The organism is Cecembia lonarensis LW9, from assembly GCF_000298295.1.
Lineage (GTDB): Bacteria > Bacteroidota > Bacteroidia > Cytophagales > Cyclobacteriaceae > Cecembia > Cecembia lonarensis.
This window is the reverse complement of sequence record NZ_AMGM01000065.1, coordinates 1-21,496: the sequence shown is the minus strand read 5'-3', so window position 1 is coordinate 21,496 and position 21,496 is coordinate 1. Positions and strand designations below refer to the sequence as shown.

19 protein-coding genes are annotated in these 21,496 nt (G+C 40.2%); 10 read left to right on the top strand and 9 right to left on the bottom strand.

The features are described from left to right. Positions 1 to 298: 298 nt before the first annotated feature. On the bottom strand, positions 299 to 760 hold the full coding sequence (gene tnpA / locus B879_RS15950; protein ID WP_009186239.1) for an IS200/IS605 family transposase: 462 nt from the start codon (positions 758 to 760) through the stop codon (positions 299 to 301). Positions 761 to 1,655: 895 nt separating this feature from the next. Next, a complete protein-coding gene (locus B879_RS15945) occupies positions 1,656 to 3,272 on the bottom strand; it encodes an immunoglobulin domain-containing protein (protein WP_157231656.1) in 1,617 nt (538 codons plus the stop codon). 321 nt (positions 3,273 to 3,593) lie between these two features. On the opposite strand from B879_RS15945, the gene B879_RS15940 reads away from it, so the two are divergent. Then, positions 3,594 to 4,379 carry a tRNA pseudouridine synthase A gene (locus B879_RS15940; RefSeq protein WP_009186237.1) on the top strand — a complete coding sequence of 262 codons (786 nt, stop codon included), beginning with the start codon at positions 3,594 to 3,596 and terminating at the stop codon, positions 4,377 to 4,379. Here the strand turns inward: B879_RS15940 and B879_RS15935 are convergent. Continuing rightward, positions 4,374 to 5,246: a geranylgeranylglycerol-phosphate geranylgeranyltransferase gene (locus B879_RS15935; protein WP_009186236.1), complete on the bottom strand. Its 873-nt coding sequence runs from the start codon at positions 5,244 to 5,246 to the stop codon at positions 4,374 to 4,376. The genes B879_RS15940 and B879_RS15935 overlap by 6 nt on opposite strands. Before the next feature lie 99 nt (positions 5,247 to 5,345). Continuing rightward, the gene (locus B879_RS15930; protein WP_040400908.1) at positions 5,346 to 6,137 is read right to left on the bottom strand and encodes a glycoside hydrolase family 16 protein; all 792 of its coding nucleotides are present in this window, start codon (positions 6,135 to 6,137) and stop codon (positions 5,346 to 5,348) included. 85 nt (positions 6,138 to 6,222) lie between these two features. On the opposite strand from B879_RS15930, the gene B879_RS15925 reads away from it, so the two are divergent. Further along, positions 6,223 to 6,444, top strand: a complete 222-nt coding sequence (locus B879_RS15925) for a CsbD family protein (RefSeq protein WP_009186234.1) — start codon at positions 6,223 to 6,225, stop codon at positions 6,442 to 6,444. A 97-nt stretch (positions 6,445 to 6,541) separates the two neighbouring features. Here the strand turns inward: B879_RS15925 and B879_RS15920 are convergent, their stop codons facing one another. After that, positions 6,542 to 7,684, bottom strand: coding sequence for an acyl-CoA dehydrogenase family protein (locus B879_RS15920; RefSeq protein ID WP_040400906.1), 1,143 nt, complete (start codon positions 7,682 to 7,684; stop codon positions 6,542 to 6,544). A 227-nt stretch (positions 7,685 to 7,911) separates the two neighbouring features. Then, a complete protein-coding gene (gene ade / locus B879_RS15915) occupies positions 7,912 to 9,546 on the bottom strand; it encodes an adenine deaminase (RefSeq protein WP_009186232.1) in 1,635 nt (544 codons plus the stop codon). Between the two features lie 152 nt (positions 9,547 to 9,698). Between ade and cmk the strand changes: the two genes are divergently transcribed. From cmk to nqrE, 7 genes are all read left to right on the top strand, one after another. Then, positions 9,699 to 10,409, top strand: coding sequence for a (d)CMP kinase (gene cmk / locus B879_RS15910; protein ID WP_009186231.1), 711 nt, complete (start codon positions 9,699 to 9,701; stop codon positions 10,407 to 10,409). Further along, the gene (locus B879_RS15905) at positions 10,390 to 11,292 is read left to right on the top strand and encodes a 4-hydroxy-3-methylbut-2-enyl diphosphate reductase (RefSeq protein ID WP_040400903.1); all 903 of its coding nucleotides are present in this window, start codon (positions 10,390 to 10,392) and stop codon (positions 11,290 to 11,292) included. Before cmk ends, B879_RS15905 begins: the two co-directional genes overlap by 20 nt. A gap of 131 nt (positions 11,293 to 11,423) precedes the next feature. Next, on the top strand, positions 11,424 to 12,788 hold the full coding sequence (locus B879_RS15900) for a Na(+)-translocating NADH-quinone reductase subunit A (protein ID WP_009186229.1): 1,365 nt from the start codon (positions 11,424 to 11,426) through the stop codon (positions 12,786 to 12,788). Positions 12,789 to 12,793: 5 nt separating this feature from the next. After that, positions 12,794 to 14,008 carry an NADH:ubiquinone reductase (Na(+)-transporting) subunit B gene (locus B879_RS15895; protein WP_009186228.1) on the top strand — a complete coding sequence of 405 codons (1,215 nt, stop codon included), beginning with the start codon at positions 12,794 to 12,796 and terminating at the stop codon, positions 14,006 to 14,008. Continuing rightward, a complete protein-coding gene (gene nqrC, locus B879_RS15890; RefSeq protein ID WP_009186227.1) occupies positions 13,995 to 14,771 on the top strand; it encodes an NADH:ubiquinone reductase (Na(+)-transporting) subunit C in 777 nt (258 codons plus the stop codon). The genes B879_RS15895 and nqrC overlap by 14 nt, the downstream gene beginning before the upstream one ends. 25 nt (positions 14,772 to 14,796) lie before the next feature. After that, complete coding sequence (locus B879_RS15885; RefSeq protein ID WP_009186226.1) at positions 14,797 to 15,480, top strand: NADH:ubiquinone reductase (Na(+)-transporting) subunit D; 684 nt, start codon at positions 14,797 to 14,799, stop codon at positions 15,478 to 15,480. An 8-nt stretch (positions 15,481 to 15,488) separates the two neighbouring features. Then, positions 15,489 to 16,100: an NADH:ubiquinone reductase (Na(+)-transporting) subunit E gene (gene nqrE / locus B879_RS15880; RefSeq protein ID WP_009186225.1), complete on the top strand. Its 612-nt coding sequence runs from the start codon at positions 15,489 to 15,491 to the stop codon at positions 16,098 to 16,100. Between the two features lie 89 nt (positions 16,101 to 16,189). Here nqrE and B879_RS15875 read toward each other — a convergent pair whose 3' ends face one another. The 3 genes from B879_RS15875 to B879_RS15865 all read right to left on the bottom strand — a co-directional run bounded on the left by B879_RS15875 (position 16,190) and on the right by B879_RS15865 (position 20,054). Continuing rightward, positions 16,190 to 17,044, bottom strand: a complete 855-nt coding sequence (locus B879_RS15875; RefSeq protein WP_009186224.1) for a pirin family protein — start codon at positions 17,042 to 17,044, stop codon at positions 16,190 to 16,192. Positions 17,045 to 17,188: 144 nt separating this feature from the next. Next, positions 17,189 to 18,190 carry an acyl-ACP desaturase gene (locus B879_RS15870; protein WP_009186223.1) on the bottom strand — a complete coding sequence of 334 codons (1,002 nt, stop codon included), beginning with the start codon at positions 18,188 to 18,190 and terminating at the stop codon, positions 17,189 to 17,191. Positions 18,191 to 18,338: 148 nt separating this feature from the next. Next, the gene (locus B879_RS15865) at positions 18,339 to 20,054 is read right to left on the bottom strand and encodes an alpha/beta hydrolase (protein ID WP_009186222.1); all 1,716 of its coding nucleotides are present in this window, start codon (positions 20,052 to 20,054) and stop codon (positions 18,339 to 18,341) included. A gap of 172 nt (positions 20,055 to 20,226) precedes the next feature. On the opposite strand from B879_RS15865, the gene B879_RS15860 reads away from it, so the two are divergent. Beyond that, positions 20,227 to 21,468, top strand: coding sequence for a dipeptidase (locus tag B879_RS15860; RefSeq protein WP_009186221.1), 1,242 nt, complete (start codon positions 20,227 to 20,229; stop codon positions 21,466 to 21,468). The last annotated feature ends 28 nt before the right edge of the window (positions 21,469 to 21,496 follow it).

Here is a 21,496-nt window from a genome sequence, read left to right as displayed (position 1 = left end):
TTTTTTTGTTGGCACCATTCCTGTAGGGGTTCCCCGTTATTAGCCAAAGCATTTTTTTCGGGCATTAATCCCATAGGGATTACCTATCGGTAGCTAATCAGCATTTATTTGTGCCCGATAATCCCAGCGGGATTACCCATTTTTAACAGGAATTGCAGATAAATCACCCAACAATCCCGTGGGGATTTCCCATCGGTAGCAGATTGGCAATTGAATTCGCCCATCAATCCTGTAGGGATTGCCTATTGAAAAATCCCCTTTTCTTAATTTATCCGGATGCATTTGAAATAATGACCTTTTATAACACAGCTTTGAACATATACCTTTCCTCAAATGGAACCTGAAATTTTTCCAATATCTCGGTATACTCCTGCAAAAAGGTTTTTTTTTTATGATGTTCCTCCTGTAATTGAATATATTTAATAACCCTGCTGATATGGGACCTGCTGTAAGAAAATGCACCATATCCATCCTGCCATGAAAATTTTGATTTAGTCAAACCAGATTCATTAATAAAGTTCATCGATCCGATTTTTGTTTCTTTCATCAAATCAGAAATTGATTGATATGGCCTAAGTCCAATAAGTATATGGACATGGTCAGGAACCCCATTAATGGCCAGTAATTTATGCTCTCTTTTTTGGATGATTCCTGTCATGTATTTGAACAGATCATCTTTCCATTCAGGTCGGATTAAACTGGCTCTGTTTTTCACCGCAAAAACTACCTGAATATGAATTTGGGTATATGTATTTGCCATAGTTATTAAAAATTTAGGATATGAATTTACAAATGAAAGAGGTGTAGTAAAAGGCTTGCCTTTAAATTAAACGGATAATTTAGATTTTGGAATTTTAAAGGATGTCTACCGATTCTCAGGACAGGCTTTACGGGATGGTTTGGTTTATTGATCGGGGTTTTTGTTAACGATAGGCCGTCCCTCTGGGACGGTTGGGGTCATTTAGGCGCTGGATTTGCTACCGATGGGTTGTGCCTCTGGCACAATTCAAGGATATTTCAAGATTGGGGAAGGCAGGTGGTTGATTGATATTAGGTGAGCTGGAATTTGGGAAGAGCAGAGATAGTCAGGATGAATCCGGTTTTTCAATTTGGGTTTTGTTTTATTAAAATAACAGCAAACAAAATCTGATAACCCCGATCTCGTAGGGATCGCCATTTGTTGGTGACAATCTGATTTTTTTGTTGGCACCATTCCTGTAGGGGTTCCCCGTTATTAGCCAAAGCATTTTTTTCGGGCATTAATCCCGTAGGGATTACCTATCGGTAGCAGATTGGCAATTGAAATCGCGGGTCAATCCTGTAGGGATTGCCTATTGAAATATTTACAATGTTTTTCCATTTTATGGGCTGTCGTCCGATTTTCGGGACAGGCTCTACAGGACGGTGGGGGATAGATTGCCGTTTATTTCTACCGATAGGCCGTCCCTATGGGACGGTTGGGGTCATTTTTGCGTTGGATTTGCTACCGATGGGTTGTGCCTCTGGCACAATTTGGTAATAGCCAGGAAATGTGAAAAAACAGCTAATGATAATTTGCAATCCAAGAAATTGTTCGAATCACCATTCTAAGGCAATAAAAAACCCCGGCAGCTCAAGCTACCGGGGTTTGGTGTTTTAATGGTTAAATGTTGCTGTTAATCTTCAACAGAGCATTCTATAATTCTCTCAATATCTCCGTGAACGAAGTAGAAAGGTCTATCAGGAACAGATATTGTCGCAGTGTTTCCATTTATTGTTGCATTGCTTAGAGCTCCTCTGAATCCACTAAAGCTGGTAAATTGGGTATTAGATGCTATGACTTTAAGGGCACCGCTAACGGTTTTACCATCAGCATCTTGTGCAAATCTAATACCTTCATTAAGGGTAACAGTTATTTTTCCGCCAGAAAGGGTAACTCTACCTATTGGTACCAAATTTCTGCCATATACCAGATCAACTCCATCTATTAATTGCTGCCTAGTATTCCACTCAAACCAAGTGCTAGAACCTGTTGGGAATGGACTGCCCTTACCAGTTGCAGACTCACCTGTCCAGCAGTCAGATGGAGGACAAGGGTTTAATGTCAGTTTAACAGCAGTCCTTGTTGCACTTACGCATTCTGTTTCTGTGTTTACAGCTTCAGCATAGAAAGTTACAGTCTGAGTGCCCCCTTTGGCCTCATCATAAACTAAGGAAGGATTTTCAACTACATTACCACCAGTAGGGGCATCATACCAAACAATTTTGGTTCCAGGAGCTACCTCAACAGATGCGGTAAGTTTTTTAAAATCACAGGCTTCTTCCTCCTGATCTCCTTTGGATTTCGGTGCAGCAGGCAAAGCCCAGATAGTCAAGGTGGCTGGTTTTTCTGAAATATCACTTGAACAACCGTTTACAAAAGCCGCATAATAGTCAATAGTGCCTACTTTATCCAATTTTGGATCATTACCTGGAACTGGTACAAATTCTCCTTGATCATTTTTTGTGTACCATTGTACTGTATAGCCAGCTGGAGCATCATTCGATGTGGCTCTTAGTACTAAACCTTCTTCAAAACAATCCTCAGCACCTTCCACTATTGGTGCATCAGGTTTCTTCTCCAAGTTGTAGCAAATTCTAAGATTACTTAAATCAGCTATTTGACCACCTGGGTTATTGGGAGATCTTAGATCTGTGCCTGAAGTTACTCCTTCAAAGTAATATGCATTTGCACCAGGTCCCCCTTTAACAATTACAATAAGGTTGGTAAGACAAAACTCGTCACTTTCAAACTTCCAGTCTACATATTTACCCTCTCGTACGGTAATTGTAAATCCATCAGGCCATGCCGACGCGAAAGTGCTACCGTTGAAATCGTTTCCACCAGTGCCACCTGCCGGAAAAGAAGTAAAAGAACCTTCTACACCAAGCGTTGTCGCTGCATCGGTACAAGAAACATTTCCGCCAGTTCCATCAGGAACAAATACTGGACCTATAACTCTCGCATTCTCCAATCCATCCCCGAAAGGACTTAATCTAAATAGCTCATTAGCGCTATTTTCCTCTAAAGTTTTGCCGTCTGGCTCAAGGCCATCCATTTGATTACATGCTGTAAAGAAAAATGCAGCAAGTGCAAGTACCCAAACCCAGTTTAGGCCCCTCGCGAAATTTAGTGTTCTCATGTGTATGTGTTTAAAATAATAACTAAATGTAGAATAAAGTAAATAAAAAACAAAAAACAGTATATAATTTGCAAAAAACATGATTTTTAAATAAATAATACTTTTTTTCAATAAATTGATTTTCTTTTTGGTTAATAGTTTTTACTAATATGATTCCAATATTTAATAGATTTTTCCCATTAATTTTACGTGAAAGAAAAATGAGTAAAATCACATTTACTTATCATTAAATTTTTTTATGATTAATATAAATAGGTTTTTTGCAAATAATTTTTGGTATTATGATAAAAGCCTAAGTATTTAATGTACCCGTCTAAATCCCAATAATGGGTCGATGCGTATTCATTATTTTTCCGGATTTAAGCAAAATATTTTGAGTTATGGAAGGACACAAAGCCGGGATTTAAAGAATATTTATGCGAGTTTTGTCCTATGCAGACCAGACCCTATTCCTACTTGTTTTACATCCAATACCTAGGCCTTCGCTATGCAGGCTGGCAAAAGCAAAAGGGGATCAAAACCGTCCAAGGGACCATCGAAAGAGGGATACGCTATGTGCTGGGACATGAAGACTTTAGCATCCTCGGGGCAAGTAGGACAGATTCCGGGGTATCCTGCGAAAAAGGAGCCTTTCAGCTCTTTTTGAAAAGCCCTTTGGAGCAGCTTGATTTTTTGGAAAGGGTCAATGCCAATCTACCCTCGGATATCCGTTTACTGGCTTTGCAGCAAGTTCCCCATACTTTTAACATTATCCAGGATATTGCCTGGAAGGAGTACCATTACCACATGGCTTTTGGAGACAAATTCCATCCTTTTGCGGGAGCAAACCTGAGTTACTTTCCCGGAAATCCAGACCTGGGCTTGATGCAAAAAGGTGCCCGGGCATTTGTAGGAAGGCATGATTTTAGGAGGTTCTGCGCTATAGATAAGGTGACAGATAATTACCATAGGGAGGTTTATCTGTCCGAGGTTGTGCCACACCCTATGGCCGGCATTTCCCATATTCCTGAAAATGCGCTGGTTTTTAAAGTCAATGGTAAGGGCTTTTTGAGGTATCAGGTCCGAATAATGGCAGCAGCTTTGGTGGCCTTGGGCTTAGGTCAGTTAAGTCTTGAGGCTTTATTTGATGCCTTTCAGTCTGAGGAGAACAGCCCCATTATAAGCCATGCAGCCCCAAATGGGCTTGTTCTTTTTGACCTGAAATTCAAAAGTCTATAGAAAAACCATACTCATAATACCTGCCAGCATCAGTGCTTTATTCAATATGCTCAATTGGGTAAAATGCTGCTTTCTGTCTGCCAGGTATATTTTGTACATAAAAATCAAAAAAAGCACACTTAAGCCAGCAAAGTAGAAGTACAGTTTGGGGTTGTTGATTTTGAACGTGACAACTAAAATAGAACAGATAAATACAATTGCAATGGCAAAAATAACCTTTTTGGTGTTTCTGAACCCCAATACAATAGGAAGGGTCTTACAGCCATGTTTTCTATCTCCATCCCTGTCTTCAATATCTTTGATGATTTCCCGGATAAGGTTCATGAAAAAAGCAAACAAAGCATAGGTAAGGACTAAAAGTTCTGATTTTTGATAGTAATAGCCTATCAACCAAATGGATGCCCCTGTTAGAAAGGCTACAGTGAAGTTGCCAATAAAGGGCAAGCGTTTCAAAAGGTTACTGTAGAACCACAATAAAAAAGCTGCCAGAAAAATCACCAAGGCCACCCTTGGACTTAATAGCCAGCCAATGCCTATGGCGGAAAAATTGAGAAGCGAGTGATAGAAAATGGCTACCCTTCTTTTCATGGTCCTTCCGATGATGACTTCATCAGGCTTGTTGATATAATCGATTTTCACATCATAGTAATCATTGATCATGTAGCCTGCAGCGGCGATCATTACGGTAGCCAAAATAAGTAAATACAGGTTCCATGTTTGCCAGGTGGCCTGCCCGTGGATGTTGGTTTCTACCAAAAAGACAGCCGTCATCATTTGGGCAAAGGCCAAAATGATGAGGTTCACCGGTCTGCTTATCTTAACCAGGCTCCAGATACTTAATTTATTCGCTAGTGCCATCGCGCTCATGCCACAAAATTAAAACAAATTGTCCAATGGACTCCTGTTCTTCCTAAAAACTGAAGCCGATGAAGATTTTATAATTATTGATTTTGAGGGTCTTTGATCCTAAGGGGTAGGTTTGCCTGTGTATACCCTTACGTATTCTACCTCCATACGTTGTGGCCAGATATTAGGATCTACGCCTTGTGCACCTCCCCAATTTCCTCCTACAGCAATATTAAGGATCAAATGAAAAGGATGGTCAAAGGGCCACTCTTCCCAACCATTTCCAGTATTCTCGAAAGTGTGGTATTTTTCATCATTCAGGTAAAAGTCGATTTTTTCATCTTTCCAGTCTACCGCATAGACATGGAAGGCTTCCGAACAGTCCGGTACATTGATCTGTTTGCCTATTTGGGTGCCTTTGGTGTGGTTAAAAGCTTCTGTGTGAACGGTACCATGAATAACGCCTTGGTCATAGCCTACATGCTCCATGATGTCTATTTCACCGCTTTTTGGCCAACCGCCATATTTTTTTTCTTCCGGTAGCATCCAGATAGCCGGCCAAGTGCCTACTCCTTCCGGAAGCTTGGCTTTTACTTCTATGTAGCCATATTTCCAGGCTGCTTTTCCTCTTGTCAGCAAGCGGGCAGACGAATATCCTTTTTCATAGGTGCTGTCCTGATGGGCTTCAATGATCAAGCGCCCATTTTCCACCCGGGCATTCAAAGGATCGTTTTCGGTGTAGTATTGCAATTCATTGTTTCCCCAACCATGATCGCCGACATCATATACCCACTTTTCTGGGTCAGGTAGACCTTCATAGCTGAATTCATCTGACCATACCAGTTCTGCTTGCTTTTCTTGTTGGCAGGCAAAAAGAAAGCAGATCAAAAGAGGAAATATTATATTTTGCATAAAATAAATTTTATTTTTAATATTTTGGAATGGATTTTGCTCTATTTTAACCAAATTTTATATTAAACTTTAAATTATAATAGATATGTCACTTGAATTGAAAATAAAAGGAAATTGGAATGAGTTGAAGGGTAAACTGAAAGAACGTTATTCAGAACTTACCGATGATGATCTGGCTTATGCAGAAGGTCAGGAAGATCAACTCTTGGGCAAGATACAAAAGAAAACCGGAGCAGCGAAGGAAGAATTGTCCAAGCTGCTATTTGGAAAAGAAGAAGAAGAAACCAGCTCTAAAAAAAATAGGTAAAACTTAATAATTAGCGCTTGCTGACAAACTATCAGCAAGCGCTAAACAGAAATTCAAAAATAGCTGTTCAGTCCTTGGGTTTCTTGCTCAAGGGCTTTTATTTTTTAAGTACTTCTCTTGAAATGACCAATTTTTGAATTTCAGAGGTGCCTTCTCCTATTGTGCATAGTTTTGCATCTCTGTAATATTTTTCAACAGGGTAATCCTTGGTAAATCCATATCCACCAAAAATCTGAACAGCCTCATTGGAAACAGAAACAGCCACCTCTGAAGCATAATACTTTGCCTGAGCACCTGCGAGGGTTACTTTCTCACCTCTATTTTTCATATCAGCTGCCTTGAAGGTTAATAGGCTGGCAGCCTCTACCTGCGTGGCCATATCTGCCAGTTTAAAAGAAATCCCTTGAAATTTGTTAATTGGTTGATTAAACTGTTGTCTTTCTTTAGAATATTGGATAGATTCTTCCAAGGCACCTTGGGCAATTCCCAAAGAAAGGGCAGCGATAGAGATACGTCCTCCATCCAAAATTTTCATGGATTGAATAAACCCATCACCTACTGCACCCAATACCTGACTTTCATGAACCCGGCAATCTTCGAATATCATTTCAGCCGTTTCAGAAGCTCTCATGCCCAGTTTGTCTTCTTTTCGGCCACCTTTGAAGCCTGGAGTGCCTTTTTCTACTATAAAAGCAGTCATTCCATGTGAGTCTCCCACATCTCCTGTTCTTGCAATTACCACCGCTACATCCCCGGAGTATCCGTGAGTGATGAAGTTTTTAGCACCATTGATGATGTAATGGTCTCCATCTTTTACTGCAACTGTCCGCATATTACCTGCATCCGACCCGGTATTTGGTTCGGTCAATCCCCAAGCACCCAAATATTCGCAGGTAGCCAGTTTCGGAATGTATTTTTGTTTTTGTTCCTCGTTACCAAACATCAAAATATGACCGGTACAAAGGGAATTGTGTGCTGCCATGGAAAGAGAAATGGCGGGATCCAATTTAGCAAGTTCTGCAATGGCTGTTACATACTCAAAGTAGCCAAACCCGGATCCTCCATATTCGGTGGGTACCAATACACCCATTAAGCCTAATCCTCCTAGTTTTTTAAAAAGATCCAGTGGAAAATGCTGATTATCATCCCACTCTTTTCTGAAAGGCGTAATTTCTTTAGCGCCAAAATCTCTGACCATTTGTGCAATCATGGTCTGATTTTCATTAAACTCAAAATTCATCATTGTAGTATATTTGGGTTTACTCATCGTAATTTACTAACTTGTTGTAAAACACAATGGTTTTATTTTTTGATCTAGGTCCTGGCAGTACTTTCGTCCTTGGTATTTCTGCGTATTGGCCCTCTCGAAACCTTTTCAAATAACCAAATAATAATCTTTCAATGGGTGTTTGATAAAATAAAATTTTTAAAAATTTATTTTTTTAAAATTCTGTGACTGGTAATAATTCAGGATAAAAATAGTTCTGTAAATTTAAAATCTTTGCCATTAAATAGTCCTTTGTCACTTAATTTCAAATCTGGAATGACAAGTAAAGCCATAAAACTGAGCGTCATGAAAGGGGACTGTAAGGTTGAGCCCATTTCTTTGGCCATCTTATCTATTTGGGTGTATGCCTCAGCTACCTCATAACCGTCCTTTTCTGACATAATACCTCCCACCGGCAATGGAAGTACGGTCTCTTTTCCCTGATGTACTGCGGATATCCCACCTTTTTGAGCAATAATCAGATTAACTGCCCTGCAGATGGAGGTGTCATCTACACCAACTGCAATAATATTGTGGGAGTCATGTCCAACAGAAGAGGCTATGGCACCTTTTTTTATTCCTGTGTTTTTTATAAATCCTATGGCCGGTTGGCATGTTTCATAGCGATTGACTACTGTTATTTTCAAAATATCCTGATCAACATTAGCGGTCGCTAGACCATCTTGGACTTTAATCTCGCCCGGCGATTCAGGGGTGATCAATTGTCCATCTAAGGCCTCAATTACCCGTACTTTATTTCCTTTGGCAGGCAGTTGAAAATCAGTTATTTTTTTCTCAGAAATTTGAAAATTGTTGATGATACTGTTTTCAACTGAGGGGATTAAGGTTTTTCCATTTTCAGCCACCTTAATACCATCTATATAAGTAGCTAAAACCTCAAAGTTTTCCAGGTCTTTGACTACGACAAAGTCTGCTGAGTCACTTATCCTCAACTGTCCCACCTCAAGCCTATAGTGTTTGATTGGTGTGATGCATGCAGCATTCAAAACGTCAAATAGATTTTTTCCCTTGGCAATGGCACGCCGTACCAGTTCGTCGATATGGTTGATGGCTAAGCTGTCAGGATGTTTATCGTCAGAACAAAACATAACCATTTCAGGGTAATGTTCAAGGATGTCGATCAAGGCGTCAAAATTCTTAGCTGCACTGCCTTCCCTGATTGCTATTTTCATCCCCAAAGCAGCTTTGTCCAGCGCTTCCTCCAATGTAAAGCATTCATGATCGGTTGTTATTCCTGCACTTGCATATTTAGCAGCCATCTGTCCTTTTAGACCCGGGGCATGCCCATCCACTGGTTTGCCATATTTTTTGGCCGTTTCGATTTTTTCCATGACCTCTGGATCCCTGTTTACCGTTCCAGGCCAGTTCATCATTTCTGCCAGGTATACTATCTCTTTTCTTTTGAGTAGTTCATTGATGTCATTGGCATTGATGACAGCGCCAGCCGTTTCAAACGGGGTGGCAGGTACGCAGGATGGTGCACCAAAATAAAATTTAAAAGGGACTTTATTACCGTTTTGGATCATATAATCCACTCCCCTCATGCCACACACATTTGCAATTTCGTGTGGATCAGAAATGGTAGCTACTGTCCCATGACATACGGCTAGACGGGCAAACTCAGATGGTACTAACATGGAGGATTCTACATGCACATGGGCGTCAATAAACCCGGGTAATATAAAGGGTAGATCAGCTGATGGCTGGATTTTTCTTATGGAAACTATTCTTTGTCTGTCTATTTCAATCTCCGCTGTAAAAATTTCTCTATTCGGGATATCAACCAATTGTCCACAAACTTTAAAACTATCCATATAATCTAATATTAAAATCTTGATTGATTTATTTCAACATTAAAATGAAGTACCCTTACGGATATAAGTAATACATTTCATCCTGACATATTTTAGATTTAAAACTACTATATTTGCGCCTATAATTAAAAAGCGACAGCTACTTTTATCTCATGCAAAAAATAGTAATTGCGATAGACGGGTATTCTGGTTGTGGGAAAAGCTCTACTGCTAAGGCGGTTGCCCTGAAGTTGGGTTACACTTATATTGACTCTGGTGCCATGTACAGGGCTACTACCTTATATTTTTTGAAAGAAAAGGTCGATCTGAATAACCCAGATGAATTACAACAGGCACTCAAGAAAATTCAGATAGCATTTAAGAAAAACTTTCAGACTGGTAAGCAAGAGACCTACCTCAATGGAATGAATGTAGAAGATGCGATCAGGTCCATGGAAGTTTCTAATTTTGTCAGTGAAGTCAGTAAGATCAAATCTGTTAGGACAGACCTGGTACACAGACAGCAGCAGCTGGGAAAGGCAAAAGGGGTTGTCATGGATGGACGGGATATCGGAACTGTTGTATTTCCAGAGGCGGAGCTAAAAATTTTTATGACTGCGGATCTGGAAATCAGGGCGAAGCGTAGACAAAAGGAATTGCTTGAAGCAGGCAGGGAAGTAACATTAGAAGAGATCATCCGTAACTTATCTGAGAGAGATGAAATTGATTCTACCAGAAAAGAGAGCCCCTTATTGCGGGCTGATGACGCTGTAGAGGTAGATACAAGTCACCTCAATTTTGAGGAACAAGTGGACCGAATCGTTGACCTGGCCAATGAAAAAATTGGCCTATATACAAAAGCTTATGGAAGTAACCATCGATAAAAATTCAGGGTATTGTTTTGGAGTTGAGTTTGCCATCAAAATGGCAGAGGATGAGATGGAAGTCTCTGATAAACTCTACTGTTTGGGTGATATAGTCCACAATGACATGGAGGTCAGACGCCTTAGGGATAAAGGTCTGGTAGTCATTGATAGGGAACAATTACAGGAGTTGAATGACTGTAAGGTGCTGATCCGTGCACATGGCGAACCACCTGAAACCTACAAGATGGCCATTGAAAACAACATTGAACTCATTGATGCTTCCTGTCCTGTCGTTTTAAAATTACAGCATAGGGTTAAAACGGCCTTTGACAAGATGGAAAAGGAAGAAGGACAAATTGTTATTTATGGGAAAAAAGGTCATGCAGAAGTGATAGGTCTTACAGGGCAAACTTTGGAAAAAGCTATTGTGGTCATGGAGGACAAGGATTTGGAAAAAATTGATTTTACCAAACCGGTCACGCTCTTCAGTCAAACCACAAAAAGCACCAAGGGTTTTTATGAACTTAAGGCCAAGATTGAAGAGAGGATTAAGGCTGAAAAGGGAGAATTCAACGAATTTGATTTCAATGCCAATGATTCCATCTGCCGGCAAGTATCCAATAGAGAACCTCAACTTCAGCGTTTTGCTCAAGAAAATGATGTAATCATTTTTGTTTCAGGTAAAAAAAGTTCCAATGGCAAGGCTTTGTACCAAGTATGTAAAAATGAAAATGAGCGCAGCTATTTCGTGGAGAATGAGGCAGAAATAAACCCTGATTGGTTTAAACCTACTGATAGGATAGGGATTTGTGGCGCAACTTCAACACCAATGTGGTTGATGGAGCAGGTAATGCACCATATTAATTCCCTGGAAGAAGGGACACTTTTGGAAAACAATTGATGTCAACTTCCGTAAAAGGGAACAATGTCTGTGCTTTTAGGCACAAATAATAACAAAATAATCTTCTAAAAGCTGATCTATTTTATTAGATTTGGGGCGTTTTTCAAAGGACCATACAGTTCATAAATCATATGTCAAAAACAATAAAGCTTAAGAAAGGATTCGATATTAAGCTCGTAGGCAAGGCTGAAAAGCAGCTAGGAGACTTCAAATCCGCCAAAACTTTTGCCTTGAAGCCAACCGATTTTATCGGGATGCAAAGACCAAAAGTTACTGTGAGTGAAGGAGATACAGTTAAAGCGGGCACTCCTATTTTATTTGACAAAGCCATGGAAACTGTGCAATATGTAGCTCCGGTTTCAGGTGAAATTGTCGAAATAAAAAGAGGAGACAGAAGAAAATTATTAGAAATAAAAATTCTGGCTGATACAAATATCAGCTATGAAGCTTTCGATAAATTTTCAGAAGATGCGCTGAATTCTCTCAGTAAAGAGGATGCTGTAGTGCAAATGTGTAAAGGTGGTGTATGGCCTCAGATCATACAGAGACCCTTTGGCATAGTGGCTAATCCGGAAGATTCTCCAAAAGCAATATTCATCTCCGCATTTGATTCCCATCCATTAGCACCAGACTATGGTTTTCTTTTAGAAGGTGAAGATAAATATTTCCAAGCAGGGCTGAATGTCCTTTCAAAATTGACAAGTGGAAAAGTACACCTGAATGTCGATGGCAACGCTACTATTCCTGGCATTTTTGCTAATGCAAAAGGAGTAGAACTGAACAAATTCAGTGGCCCTCACCCAGCCGGTAACATCGGTGTTCAGATCCATCACCTTGATCCCATCAATAAAGGCGAAATTGTCTGGACGGTCAATCCTTATGGGGTAGTACAAATCGGTAAACTGTTCTTGGAAGGAAAATACGATGGTTCTAAGAAGATAGCTGTCACTGGTTCAGAAGCCAAGAACGCAGTATATGCCAATACTTACATGGGGGCCTGTGTTGACTCCCTTGTAGAAGGAAATATCAAGCAAGATCATATCCGTGTGGTCTCAGGCAATGTATTGACAGGAGAAAGGATCAATAGGGATGGATATGTTGGATATTACCATCATCAGATCACCCTTCTTCCTGAAGGAGACCAATATGAATTTTTGGGTTGGATGAAACCAACAGCCAGTAAGCTTAGTTATCATAGAGCACTTGGTTTGCTTTCCTTCCTAAATCCAAAAAAGGAATTTGTTTTGGACACCAACACCAACGGTGAGGAAAGGGCATTTGTCCAAACTGGTGTCTTTGAAGATGTAACACCTATGGATATACTTCCTGTTTATCTATTGAAAGCCATCATGGCGGAAGATTTTGATGAAATGGAGGAGTTAGGGATTTACGAAATAGTAGAAGAGGACTTAGCACTTTGTGAGTTCGTTGACGTTTCCAAGCACCCTGTTCAGGAAATAGTAAGAAAAGGAATAGATTTAATTCAATACAGTTAACCGATATGAAGTTTCTAAGAGATCTGTTGGATAAGCAGAAACCACTTTTTCAAAAAGGTGGTAAATTAGAGAACCTTTACTATCTGTATGAGGCGGGCGAAACTTTCTTGTTTAAACCCAATCATACTGCCGGTATAAAAGGTGCTCAGGTAAAAGATGCCATAGATTTGAAAAGGATGATGATCACTGTGGTGATCGCAATGATCCCTTGTCTGTTGTTCGGGATTTATAATACCGGACATCAACATTTTCTTGCGACTGGACAGACTGCAGGTTTATGGGAAGATTTTGGGCCAAAACTTCTTATAGGTCTTGAATTGGTATTGCCGATAGTTATAGTCTCTTATGCTGCCGGTGGCCTGGTAGAAGCAGTTTTTGCCGTGGTGAGAAAGCACCCTATAAATGAGGGATTCTTGGTAACAGGTATGTTGATTCCTTTGGTCGTTCCTGCTACATTGCCGCTTTGGCAAGTGGCTCTTGCCACTGTTTTTGCGGTAGTTATTGCCAAAGAAGTATTTGGTGGTACTGGTATGAATATTTTGAATGTGGCCATGACAGCCAGGGCATTCTTGTATTTTGCTTACCCAGCACAAATTTCGGGTGATCAGGTATGGACATATTTAGGAGATAAAGCCCCAGTTGATGGTTTTTCAGGAGCCACAGCGCTTGCAGTAGCTTACAATGCTGGTGTAGAAGGAGAAAATGTAACTTCTGCCTTAAATACACACAACGCGGCTATAGGGGACAGTTTGTATGGTTTTGCCAATCTGTTTATTGGCTGGATCCCAGGTTCTATTGGAGAAACTTCTACTTTGATGGCACTTATTGGTGCAGCCATCCTGATCGGTACTGGAGTAGCAAGCTGGAAAATCATTGTCAGTGGTTTTGGTGGTGCTTATTTAATGGGCTTGGTAATGAATATGTTTGCTGTGAATGAGTATATGGCAATGCCTGCAGAGTACCACTGGGTAATAGGTGGCCTCGCATTTGGCGTAGTCTTTATGGCCACTGACCCTGTCTCTGCAGCACAAACTGAATTGGGTAAATGGATTTATGGATTTTTGATCGGTGTTCTGACGGTAATTATCAGGGTAACCAATCCGGCTTATCCAGAGGGAATTATGCTCGCTGTTCTATTTATGAACGTGTTTGCACCGTTGATCGATCATTATGTAGTAAAAGCTAATAAAAACAGGAGGTTACAACGTGCAACAGTCTAACGCTTATATCATTACTTTCTCAGTAATCCTGACCGTAGTTTTGGGGTTATTGTTGTCCGGTACTTCTCAGGTCTTAGCGCCTATTCAAAAGAAGGCCGTAGAACTAGATACTAAAAAACAGATTTTAGGTGCGGTTTTGGCTCCTTCTGAAATAAGAAGTATGAAACCGGATGAAATCCTTGATTTCTATGATAATCGAATCACGTCTAAGGTGGTGGATATTGAAGGGAATCTGCTAGAAAAAGATGAAAGTGGTAACCCGATAATTGCAGAAAACGTAAACGTTGCTAAGAATTACAAAATGGCCCCTGAAAAAAGGATGTATCCTATGTTTGTGTTTCACAAAGAGGGTAATCCTGAGGCAGTGGAGGCCTATATTGTGCAAGTTTATGGCGCTGGACTATGGGATGAAATATGGGGTTTCCTTGCTCTTGACACAGACCTGAACACTATTGCTGGTGTCACTTTTGGACACAAAGCAGAGACTCCTGGTTTGGGGGCAAGAATCACTGAAAATGCTGTTCAGGACAGGTTCCGTGGAAAGAGGTTATTTGATGATGGTGGTAACTTCCAATCTGTAGCGATGCAGAAAGGTGAAGGTAGAGATTATTCTGATGATGACCATAAAGTAGATGGTTTATCAGGTGCTACCATTACCGCTAATGGTGTGAATGCGATGTTTAGAAATTATCTTCAGGCCTACAAAGCCTATTTCGATAAACTGAGAGATTCAGGCGCTAGTGAATCGCTAGCACTTAATTAATTGTGGACTATATAAATCTGGAATAATGAGTACAGAAACAGCACAGGCAGAAGTTAAAAAACCCGCTGAAGGTTTACTGTCTAAAAGAAGAAAGAAATTCATTACGGATCCTTTGGTGGACAACAACCCGATTACCATTCAGGTATTGGGGATCTGTTCCGCACTAGCGGTAACCACACAGTTGCAACCCACATTGGTTATGGCTATATCCGTAATTTTCGTGATGGTGATGGCAAACCTTACTATCTCACTTTTGAGAAACACCATTCCTTCAAGGGTCAGGATTATTGTACAGCTTGCGGTTATTGCTTCCCTTGTAACTTTGGTTAATGAGGTTTTGAAAGCTTTTGCATTCGACATGTATAAGGAGCTTTCAGTATTTGTAGGTTTGATTATTACCAACTGTATCGTAATGGGTAGGTTGGAAGCTTTCGCTCTTGGTAATAAACCATATGATTCTGTCTTGGATGGTTTTGGTTCTGCATTGGGCTATGCTTGGATAATCCTTGCAGTGGCCTTCTTTAGAGAATTGCTTGGTTCAGGATCCGTTTTTGGAGTACCTGTATATGATAGTATCTCAGGATTATTTGGAGAAGACTTCAGCTTAGCAACCAATGGTCTAATGGTATCTCCGGTTGGAGCATTTATCATATTAGGTTTGATCATTTGGGTACAGCGTACAAAAACAGGCTATGTAGAACATAATTAATCAAGGTCATGGAATTAATTAATTTAGGAATAAAATCGATATTTATTGAAAACATGGTTTTCGCTTATTTTTTGGGGATGTGTTCATTCTTGGCCGTTTCAAAAAAAGTAAGCACTGCCCTTGGTCTTGGTACGGCTGTAATTTTCGTATTGACAGTTACGGTTCCTACTAACTGGCTATTGAATGAGTATATCTTGAAAGAGGGTGCTTTAGCTTGGTTAGGAGAGTCAATGGCTACCATTGACTTGTCTTTCTTAAGATTTATCATGTTTATTGCCATCATTGCTGCAATGGTGCAGCTGGTAGAGATGATAGTGGAAAAGTTTGCTCCGGCCCTTTATGGTGCCTTGGGTATCTTCCTTCCATTGATCGCGGTAAACTGTGCCATCCTTGGAGGATCTCTTTTCATGGCTACAAGAGATTACACTTTAGCTGAAGCTGGCGTTTACGGATTTGGTTCAGGTGTTGGTTTCTTTTTGGCTATGGTGGCTTTGGCTGCTATCAGAGAAAAATTAAAGTATTCCAATGTGCCAAACGGATTGAAAGGATTGGGCATTACCATGTTGTTGACCGGACTTATGGGCGTTGCCTTTATGTCCTTTATGGGAATTGACCTATAAAAAAAGAACTTAAATTAATATAAATACAAAAGCCTTGGGTGAAAACCCAGGGCTTTTTTAGTAACGATCGGATTATGTATGTTTCGGGTTTAACCTTTCCAACTCCCAAATTTACCAGCCTGATAATCTTGGTAAGCTTGTACGATTTCTTGCTGTGTATTCATTACAAAGGGGCCTTGAGCTACCATTGGTTCATTGAAAGGTAAGGCATGGCCTAAAATCACCACACTGTCCTCACTTGCCTCAAAGGAGAGCTGTTCTCCATCATTGTTAAATTCTACCAAATTTCGGAATGGAATTTCTTCACCCATTATTTTTACTGCACCTCTCACGATATAAAAGAAAATATTTTCCTCTGCTGGTATGTTTTTAGTGAGTTTGCTTCCTTTTTCCAGATGGATAGTGCTTAAGGAAATTGGAAATAAAGTATCAAATGATCCTTTTTGCTCCTCCCATTGGCCTGCTATCAACTGAACGCTTATTTTCCCATCTTCTAAAGGAAACGTGTTGATTTCCTCCTTTTGTAAACCAATGTACCTGGGTTCAGTCATTTTAAATTTAGCGGGTAAGTTGACCCACAGCTGAAGGATTTCAAGTGGGCCACCTTCTTTTTTGAATTGATCTGAGGAGACCTCGGCGTGGATTAGGCCTTTACCTGCGGTCATCCATTGAATGCCTCCTGCCTCAATGACCGATTCATGACCTCCTGAGTCTTTATGCATGATGTCACCTTCAAGTATGAATGTAACGGTTTCCATTCCTCTATGTGGGTGAGGGCCGAAAGGAAGACCATTGTTGTGCCGTGGGTATTCTTGATAACCATGATGGTTCAAAAATATGAAAGGGTCAATTTGTCGTAACCTCGCAGATGGCAAAGGGTTGTAGGTAATTAAATCAGCTATAGGATGATAAGCTGCTTGGTGTATAGCTTTTATTGTTCTCATATAATATTTCGTGTCTATACATATAATGGAAAATCAGGTTATTTTGTTCCAAATATTAAAAAAATAAAGGATGTCCAGATCATTTGATCCATGGACATCCTTTTCTTAAGTTCTCCTCTTAAGGGGGGATATTTCTTGCCGCAATTATTTTAACCAAGCAAGGGTTACTTCATCTGGGGCTTTCATGCGATCTGCTAATCTCATATAGCGATCTGATAGGTTGGAAAGGTAATCTTGTGCCTTTGCTGCCATATCAGAAAGTCCTGTTAGGTTTTCGATTTTCCACAGTTTGACCAAGTGATCAATGATTCTTGCGTAATCCCATCCGGTATATACGCCAATTTTTTGAGTGATGGCAGAGAATTGATCAAATAAGGAGGGATTGCTTCCACCGTGGCCCATTAAAACTGCCGGCATCACGATCTGCTTTCTCATCATTTTTTCAAAAGCCAAAATGGCTCCACTTGGGTCTATTTCAAAAATCTGCGTCATAAAGCTTTTATAAGCCTTCTCGTGTCTCGCCTCATCACCTGCTATGGTCTTACAAATTCGGGCAAGAACATCGTCTCCTGCCTTATCTGCTAACTTTCCTGTATTCACATGAGAAATTTTTGTTGCTCTTTCCTGGAAGGATGTATAAATGATGGCTTGATAAGGGTCTTTTTCAGAACGGGGATCAAATCCATTATAAATGAGTCTGTGGATGGTTTGTTCCACTTTTTTCATGTCAGCTCTTCCGGAAAGGTAGAGGTATTTGTTCAGTAAGTCACCGTGTCTGTTTTCTTCAGCTGTCCAGGCTTTGGACCATTTTACCCATCCGGAATTGCTTAAAAGGTTTCCTTCTACGTTGATGCCTTCCAATAAATTGAAATAGGTCTGATAACTTGGAAGTGCTTCTTCTGTGATCATGTTCCCAATAAGGGAAGTGATTATGGTATCAGGAATATTGGCTGCCCTTTCCTGCAATTTTTTGACTTCTTCAAAAGCATTTGGTTGGCCCATATCCGGCAAAAAATCCGAAGGCTGCCAGCATTCATCGGGATCAACAAGAATGTTTTCTACTGCATGTTTTACATAGCCATCTAATTGGGAGATGACTTCCATGTTTTTTTCCAATTCGTAATTGATAGACTCTGATTTGTTCATAAATTAAGGATGCCTTTACTTGATATGTGGGTTTGCCCGGACATTCTAAGCTTAGGGCTTTGTACTGTTAACTCTATAAAGGTAAGGACAATAAATGGATTATAATGCCAAGAAACCCAATTTCTCATTTGAGTTTCTGGTTTTTGGATTATCTTTTCATGACCCATAAGCGCTGATCAAAACCGGCTGGGGATGTTTCTTTTAAGCGCTTAGCAATTTTATCGAGATACATGGTGTTGTAACGCAATCGACTGATATAGTTGGGCAGTTCTGGATCACCATTCCAGCAATGTTCTGCCCGATCCCCATATAAGACTTCTCCTCTATAATAAGGATCAGTAGTACCTTCCAAGAAATCCTCTGTCAAGTAAACGGCATTGTTCAGGTAGTAATTGTCCATGTCCCCGCAATAGATGTGGATTTTACCTTCCAGACTTTTGCCAACCTTTGTCCAATCCCTTTCCATAATGTACCTGAGGTCATAATTTTCCTTCCAATAAGCTGCTACTTCTTTATTTATCTCTCCTGTGTATTTGTCCCAGATGGGCATAGGATAACCATCATCGCCAACCGGGGAATAGACCGCCTGCCATATATCCCATTGGTCACCGGACCTACTTTTTGTCCCTCCTAAAGCCAGTTCTTTATAGTTCATGTCCTTCAACATGGCGGATACATGACCCAGGTAATTTCTTTTCCCTACCCTTTCAGTGGTTCTGAATGGACCTTTGATATAATACGCATTGTCATCTTCGTATATATTGACTGTAGTGTAGGCCCGAAAGTCTATGGGATCCGGGCAAGCAGCAAAACAGCCATTATATTCCTCAGGATATTTTACCTGTACGGCAAGGGCTTCCCAGCCCCCAGTGGAACCTCCATAGGTAAATCTTGCCCATCCTTCGCCAATTCCCCTAAATTCTTTTTCAATGTGCGGGATCAATTCATAGGTAATGGCATCTCCATAGGGGCCTATATTTTCAGAATTCACAGCATAACTGTCGTCGTAAAATGGGTTGGCATGTTGGATTTGAATAACAATAAATTTGGGGAAGTCAGGTGAAATCCATGTGAGGTAAAAATCATAGGCTTCTTGTTGTTGAATTTTGTTATACCCATAAATATTGAACCTTGGGCTGTAATCTTCTTCTAGCTTTTCATCGGGGGGAATGGTCCTGAATCCTTCAAAGTCTGAAGGGAAATGGCCATGATAAATCATCAAGGGATAGTACTCATCCTTATTTTGCTCAAAATCCCTAGGTAGTAATACATGTACTCCCAAAAACATGTCTCTGCCCCAAAATTCGGAAAGCAAATCACTCTTTATTTTGATATGTTTGATAAATTCTGTGTCTTCAGGTTCCTTTACAGGCGGGTTAATCTGATCTATCTGTATGTTAATACTATTTTTACCATCCCATTTTACTTTTTGGGGTCGGCTGAAGATGTTACCCGGTGTACGGTTCCATTGCCTACCTTCCCATTGGTCCATGGGCATTTTAATGCTATGTCCATCAGCCCTGTCAAAAGTTTCGTATTTTATGACATAAGCTTGGACCCAATAATCGCCTTGAGGGATGTCTTTCCAATTTTCTTTAGGATAGCCGAATGCTTCCATGTTAAAGTCGAAGTCTTTTCCATTTTGGTAATTTTCAAAATCTATTCCGATTACCTGTGCCGAGCCTACCTCATCACTTATGGCAAAGCGTGGCTCCCGATCATCATTGTGATGCAAAATCAGTAGCAATCTGCCATCATGCAGGTCGGCCTGTAAATCCGTTGCAATGCTAATGGAAACATTTGGCCCTTCGTTCCCTTTACAGGCAATCAAAAGGATAGAAAATAGGATGATAAGGATACGCATGCTTTTTTCTTATCAATATAATTAAAAAAAGATTAAGGATATGAAAATTGATATTACCTATTCGCATCATATTCGAATGTGAATTTTTCAGCTACTTTTTTTACCGCTTATAAATCTCCCTCACTTGAAACAAAATGAAAATCTTATTTTAGAGCATTAACCAAATCAAACCATGAAAAAAATACTATTTACTGTGTTTTGGATAAGCCTTATTTGGGCTTGTCAGCCAAAAACTACGGAAGTAGATTACACAGCACTTTCGGATGAGGAAAGAATGGAATTGGCAATAGAAATGGCTCATAAAACCATTATCGTAGATGGTCATATGGACTTGCCTTTCAGAATGTACAATATGGGGCATGATATGCGAGGGGAGGTATTTGATTTTATAAGCAGAAGCAATGAAGGGAATATCGATTATGTAAGGGCCAGGGAAGGAGGAGTTGATGCGCCTTTTATGGCGATATATATTCCAGCTTCTTATCAAGAAACTGGTGGAGCAAAGGGATTGGCTGATACCTTAATTATGATGGTGGAAAGGATGGTAGATACTTGGCCTGACAAGTTGGCTTTGGCCAGATCCCCTGAAGAAATTGAAGCTAATTTCAACAAGGGGTTACTTTCTTTACCCATGGGGATAGAAAATGCGGCCGCTATTGAAGATGACCTCTCCAACATTGAGTATTTCTACAATAAGGGTATCCGCTACATGACCCTTACGCATGGAAAAGATAATTTAGTAGGTGATTCTTCTTATGATGATTCCGAGACCCATGGCGGATTGAGTGAATTTGGTGAAAAGGTGGTTTTGGAAATGAATAGGTTGGGTATGATTGTGGATGTATCCCATATTACAGATAAAACTTTTTTTGATGTGGCTGAAGTGTCAAAAGCCCCTCTTGTGGCCACACACAGCTCAGTAAGGGCATTCACGCCTGGGTTTGAGAGGAATGTTTCTGATGAAATCATCCAAAAAATAGCAGAACGAAACGGTATGGTGATGATTACATTTGGCGGTAGTTTTCTGGATCAGGCTTATGCTGACGCTAATGCAGAAAACAGGAGGCATATTCAGGAATGGCTAAAGGAAAACAATTTAAATTATCGTGATGAGGCAGCTCAAGCCTATATCAGGGAATACACCGCAGACAAAAAGCCTATTGTAACCGTCTCCAAAGTAGTTGATCATATTGATCATGTCGTCAATCTTGTAGGTGTAGATTATGTTGGCTTAGGCTCAGACTTCGACGGTGTGGGAGATACCCTTCCGGAGGGTTTGAAAGATGCCTCCATGTATCCGAATATTTTAGCGGAATTATTGAAACGTGGATACAGTGTAGAAGATATAGAAAAAATATGTTACCGTAATTTCTTCCGGGTTTGGAAAGAAGTGGAAAAAGTAGCGGTAGATTGAGATCAAGCCATTCCTTTATATTTGGAAT

Excerpts from the sequence above, each read along its gene's own strand:
- tnpA (WP_009186239.1), bottom strand. The coding sequence starts at position 760 with ATGGCAAATACATATACCCAAATTCATATTCAGGTAGTTTTTGCGGTG.
- B879_RS15940 (WP_009186237.1), top strand. The coding sequence starts at position 3,594 with ATGCAGACCAGACCCTATTCCTACTTGTTTTACATCCAATACCTAGGC.
- B879_RS15935 (WP_009186236.1), bottom strand. The coding sequence starts at position 5,246 with ATGAGCGCGATGGCACTAGCGAATAAATTAAGTATCTGGAGCCTGGTT.
- B879_RS15930 (WP_040400908.1), bottom strand. The coding sequence starts at position 6,137 with ATGCAAAATATAATATTTCCTCTTTTGATCTGCTTTCTTTTTGCCTGC.
- B879_RS15925 (WP_009186234.1), top strand. The coding sequence starts at position 6,223 with ATGTCACTTGAATTGAAAATAAAAGGAAATTGGAATGAGTTGAAGGGT.
- B879_RS15920 (WP_040400906.1), bottom strand. The coding sequence starts at position 7,684 with ATGAATTTTGAGTTTAATGAAAATCAGACCATGATTGCACAAATGGTC.
- ade (WP_009186232.1), bottom strand. The coding sequence starts at position 9,546 with ATGGATAGTTTTAAAGTTTGTGGACAATTGGTTGATATCCCGAATAGA.
- cmk (WP_009186231.1), top strand. The coding sequence starts at position 9,699 with ATGCAAAAAATAGTAATTGCGATAGACGGGTATTCTGGTTGTGGGAAA.
- B879_RS15905 (WP_040400903.1), top strand. The coding sequence starts at position 10,390 with ATGGAAGTAACCATCGATAAAAATTCAGGGTATTGTTTTGGAGTTGAG.
- B879_RS15900 (WP_009186229.1), top strand. The coding sequence starts at position 11,424 with ATGTCAAAAACAATAAAGCTTAAGAAAGGATTCGATATTAAGCTCGTA.
- B879_RS15895 (WP_009186228.1), top strand. The coding sequence starts at position 12,794 with ATGAAGTTTCTAAGAGATCTGTTGGATAAGCAGAAACCACTTTTTCAA.
- B879_RS15885 (WP_009186226.1), top strand. The coding sequence starts at position 14,797 with ATGAGTACAGAAACAGCACAGGCAGAAGTTAAAAAACCCGCTGAAGGT.
- nqrE (WP_009186225.1), top strand. The coding sequence starts at position 15,489 with ATGGAATTAATTAATTTAGGAATAAAATCGATATTTATTGAAAACATG.
- B879_RS15875 (WP_009186224.1), bottom strand. The coding sequence starts at position 17,044 with ATGAGAACAATAAAAGCTATACACCAAGCAGCTTATCATCCTATAGCT.
- B879_RS15870 (WP_009186223.1), bottom strand. The coding sequence starts at position 18,190 with ATGAACAAATCAGAGTCTATCAATTACGAATTGGAAAAAAACATGGAA.
- B879_RS15865 (WP_009186222.1), bottom strand. The coding sequence starts at position 20,054 with ATGCGTATCCTTATCATCCTATTTTCTATCCTTTTGATTGCCTGTAAA.
- B879_RS15860 (WP_009186221.1), top strand. The coding sequence starts at position 20,227 with ATGAAAAAAATACTATTTACTGTGTTTTGGATAAGCCTTATTTGGGCT.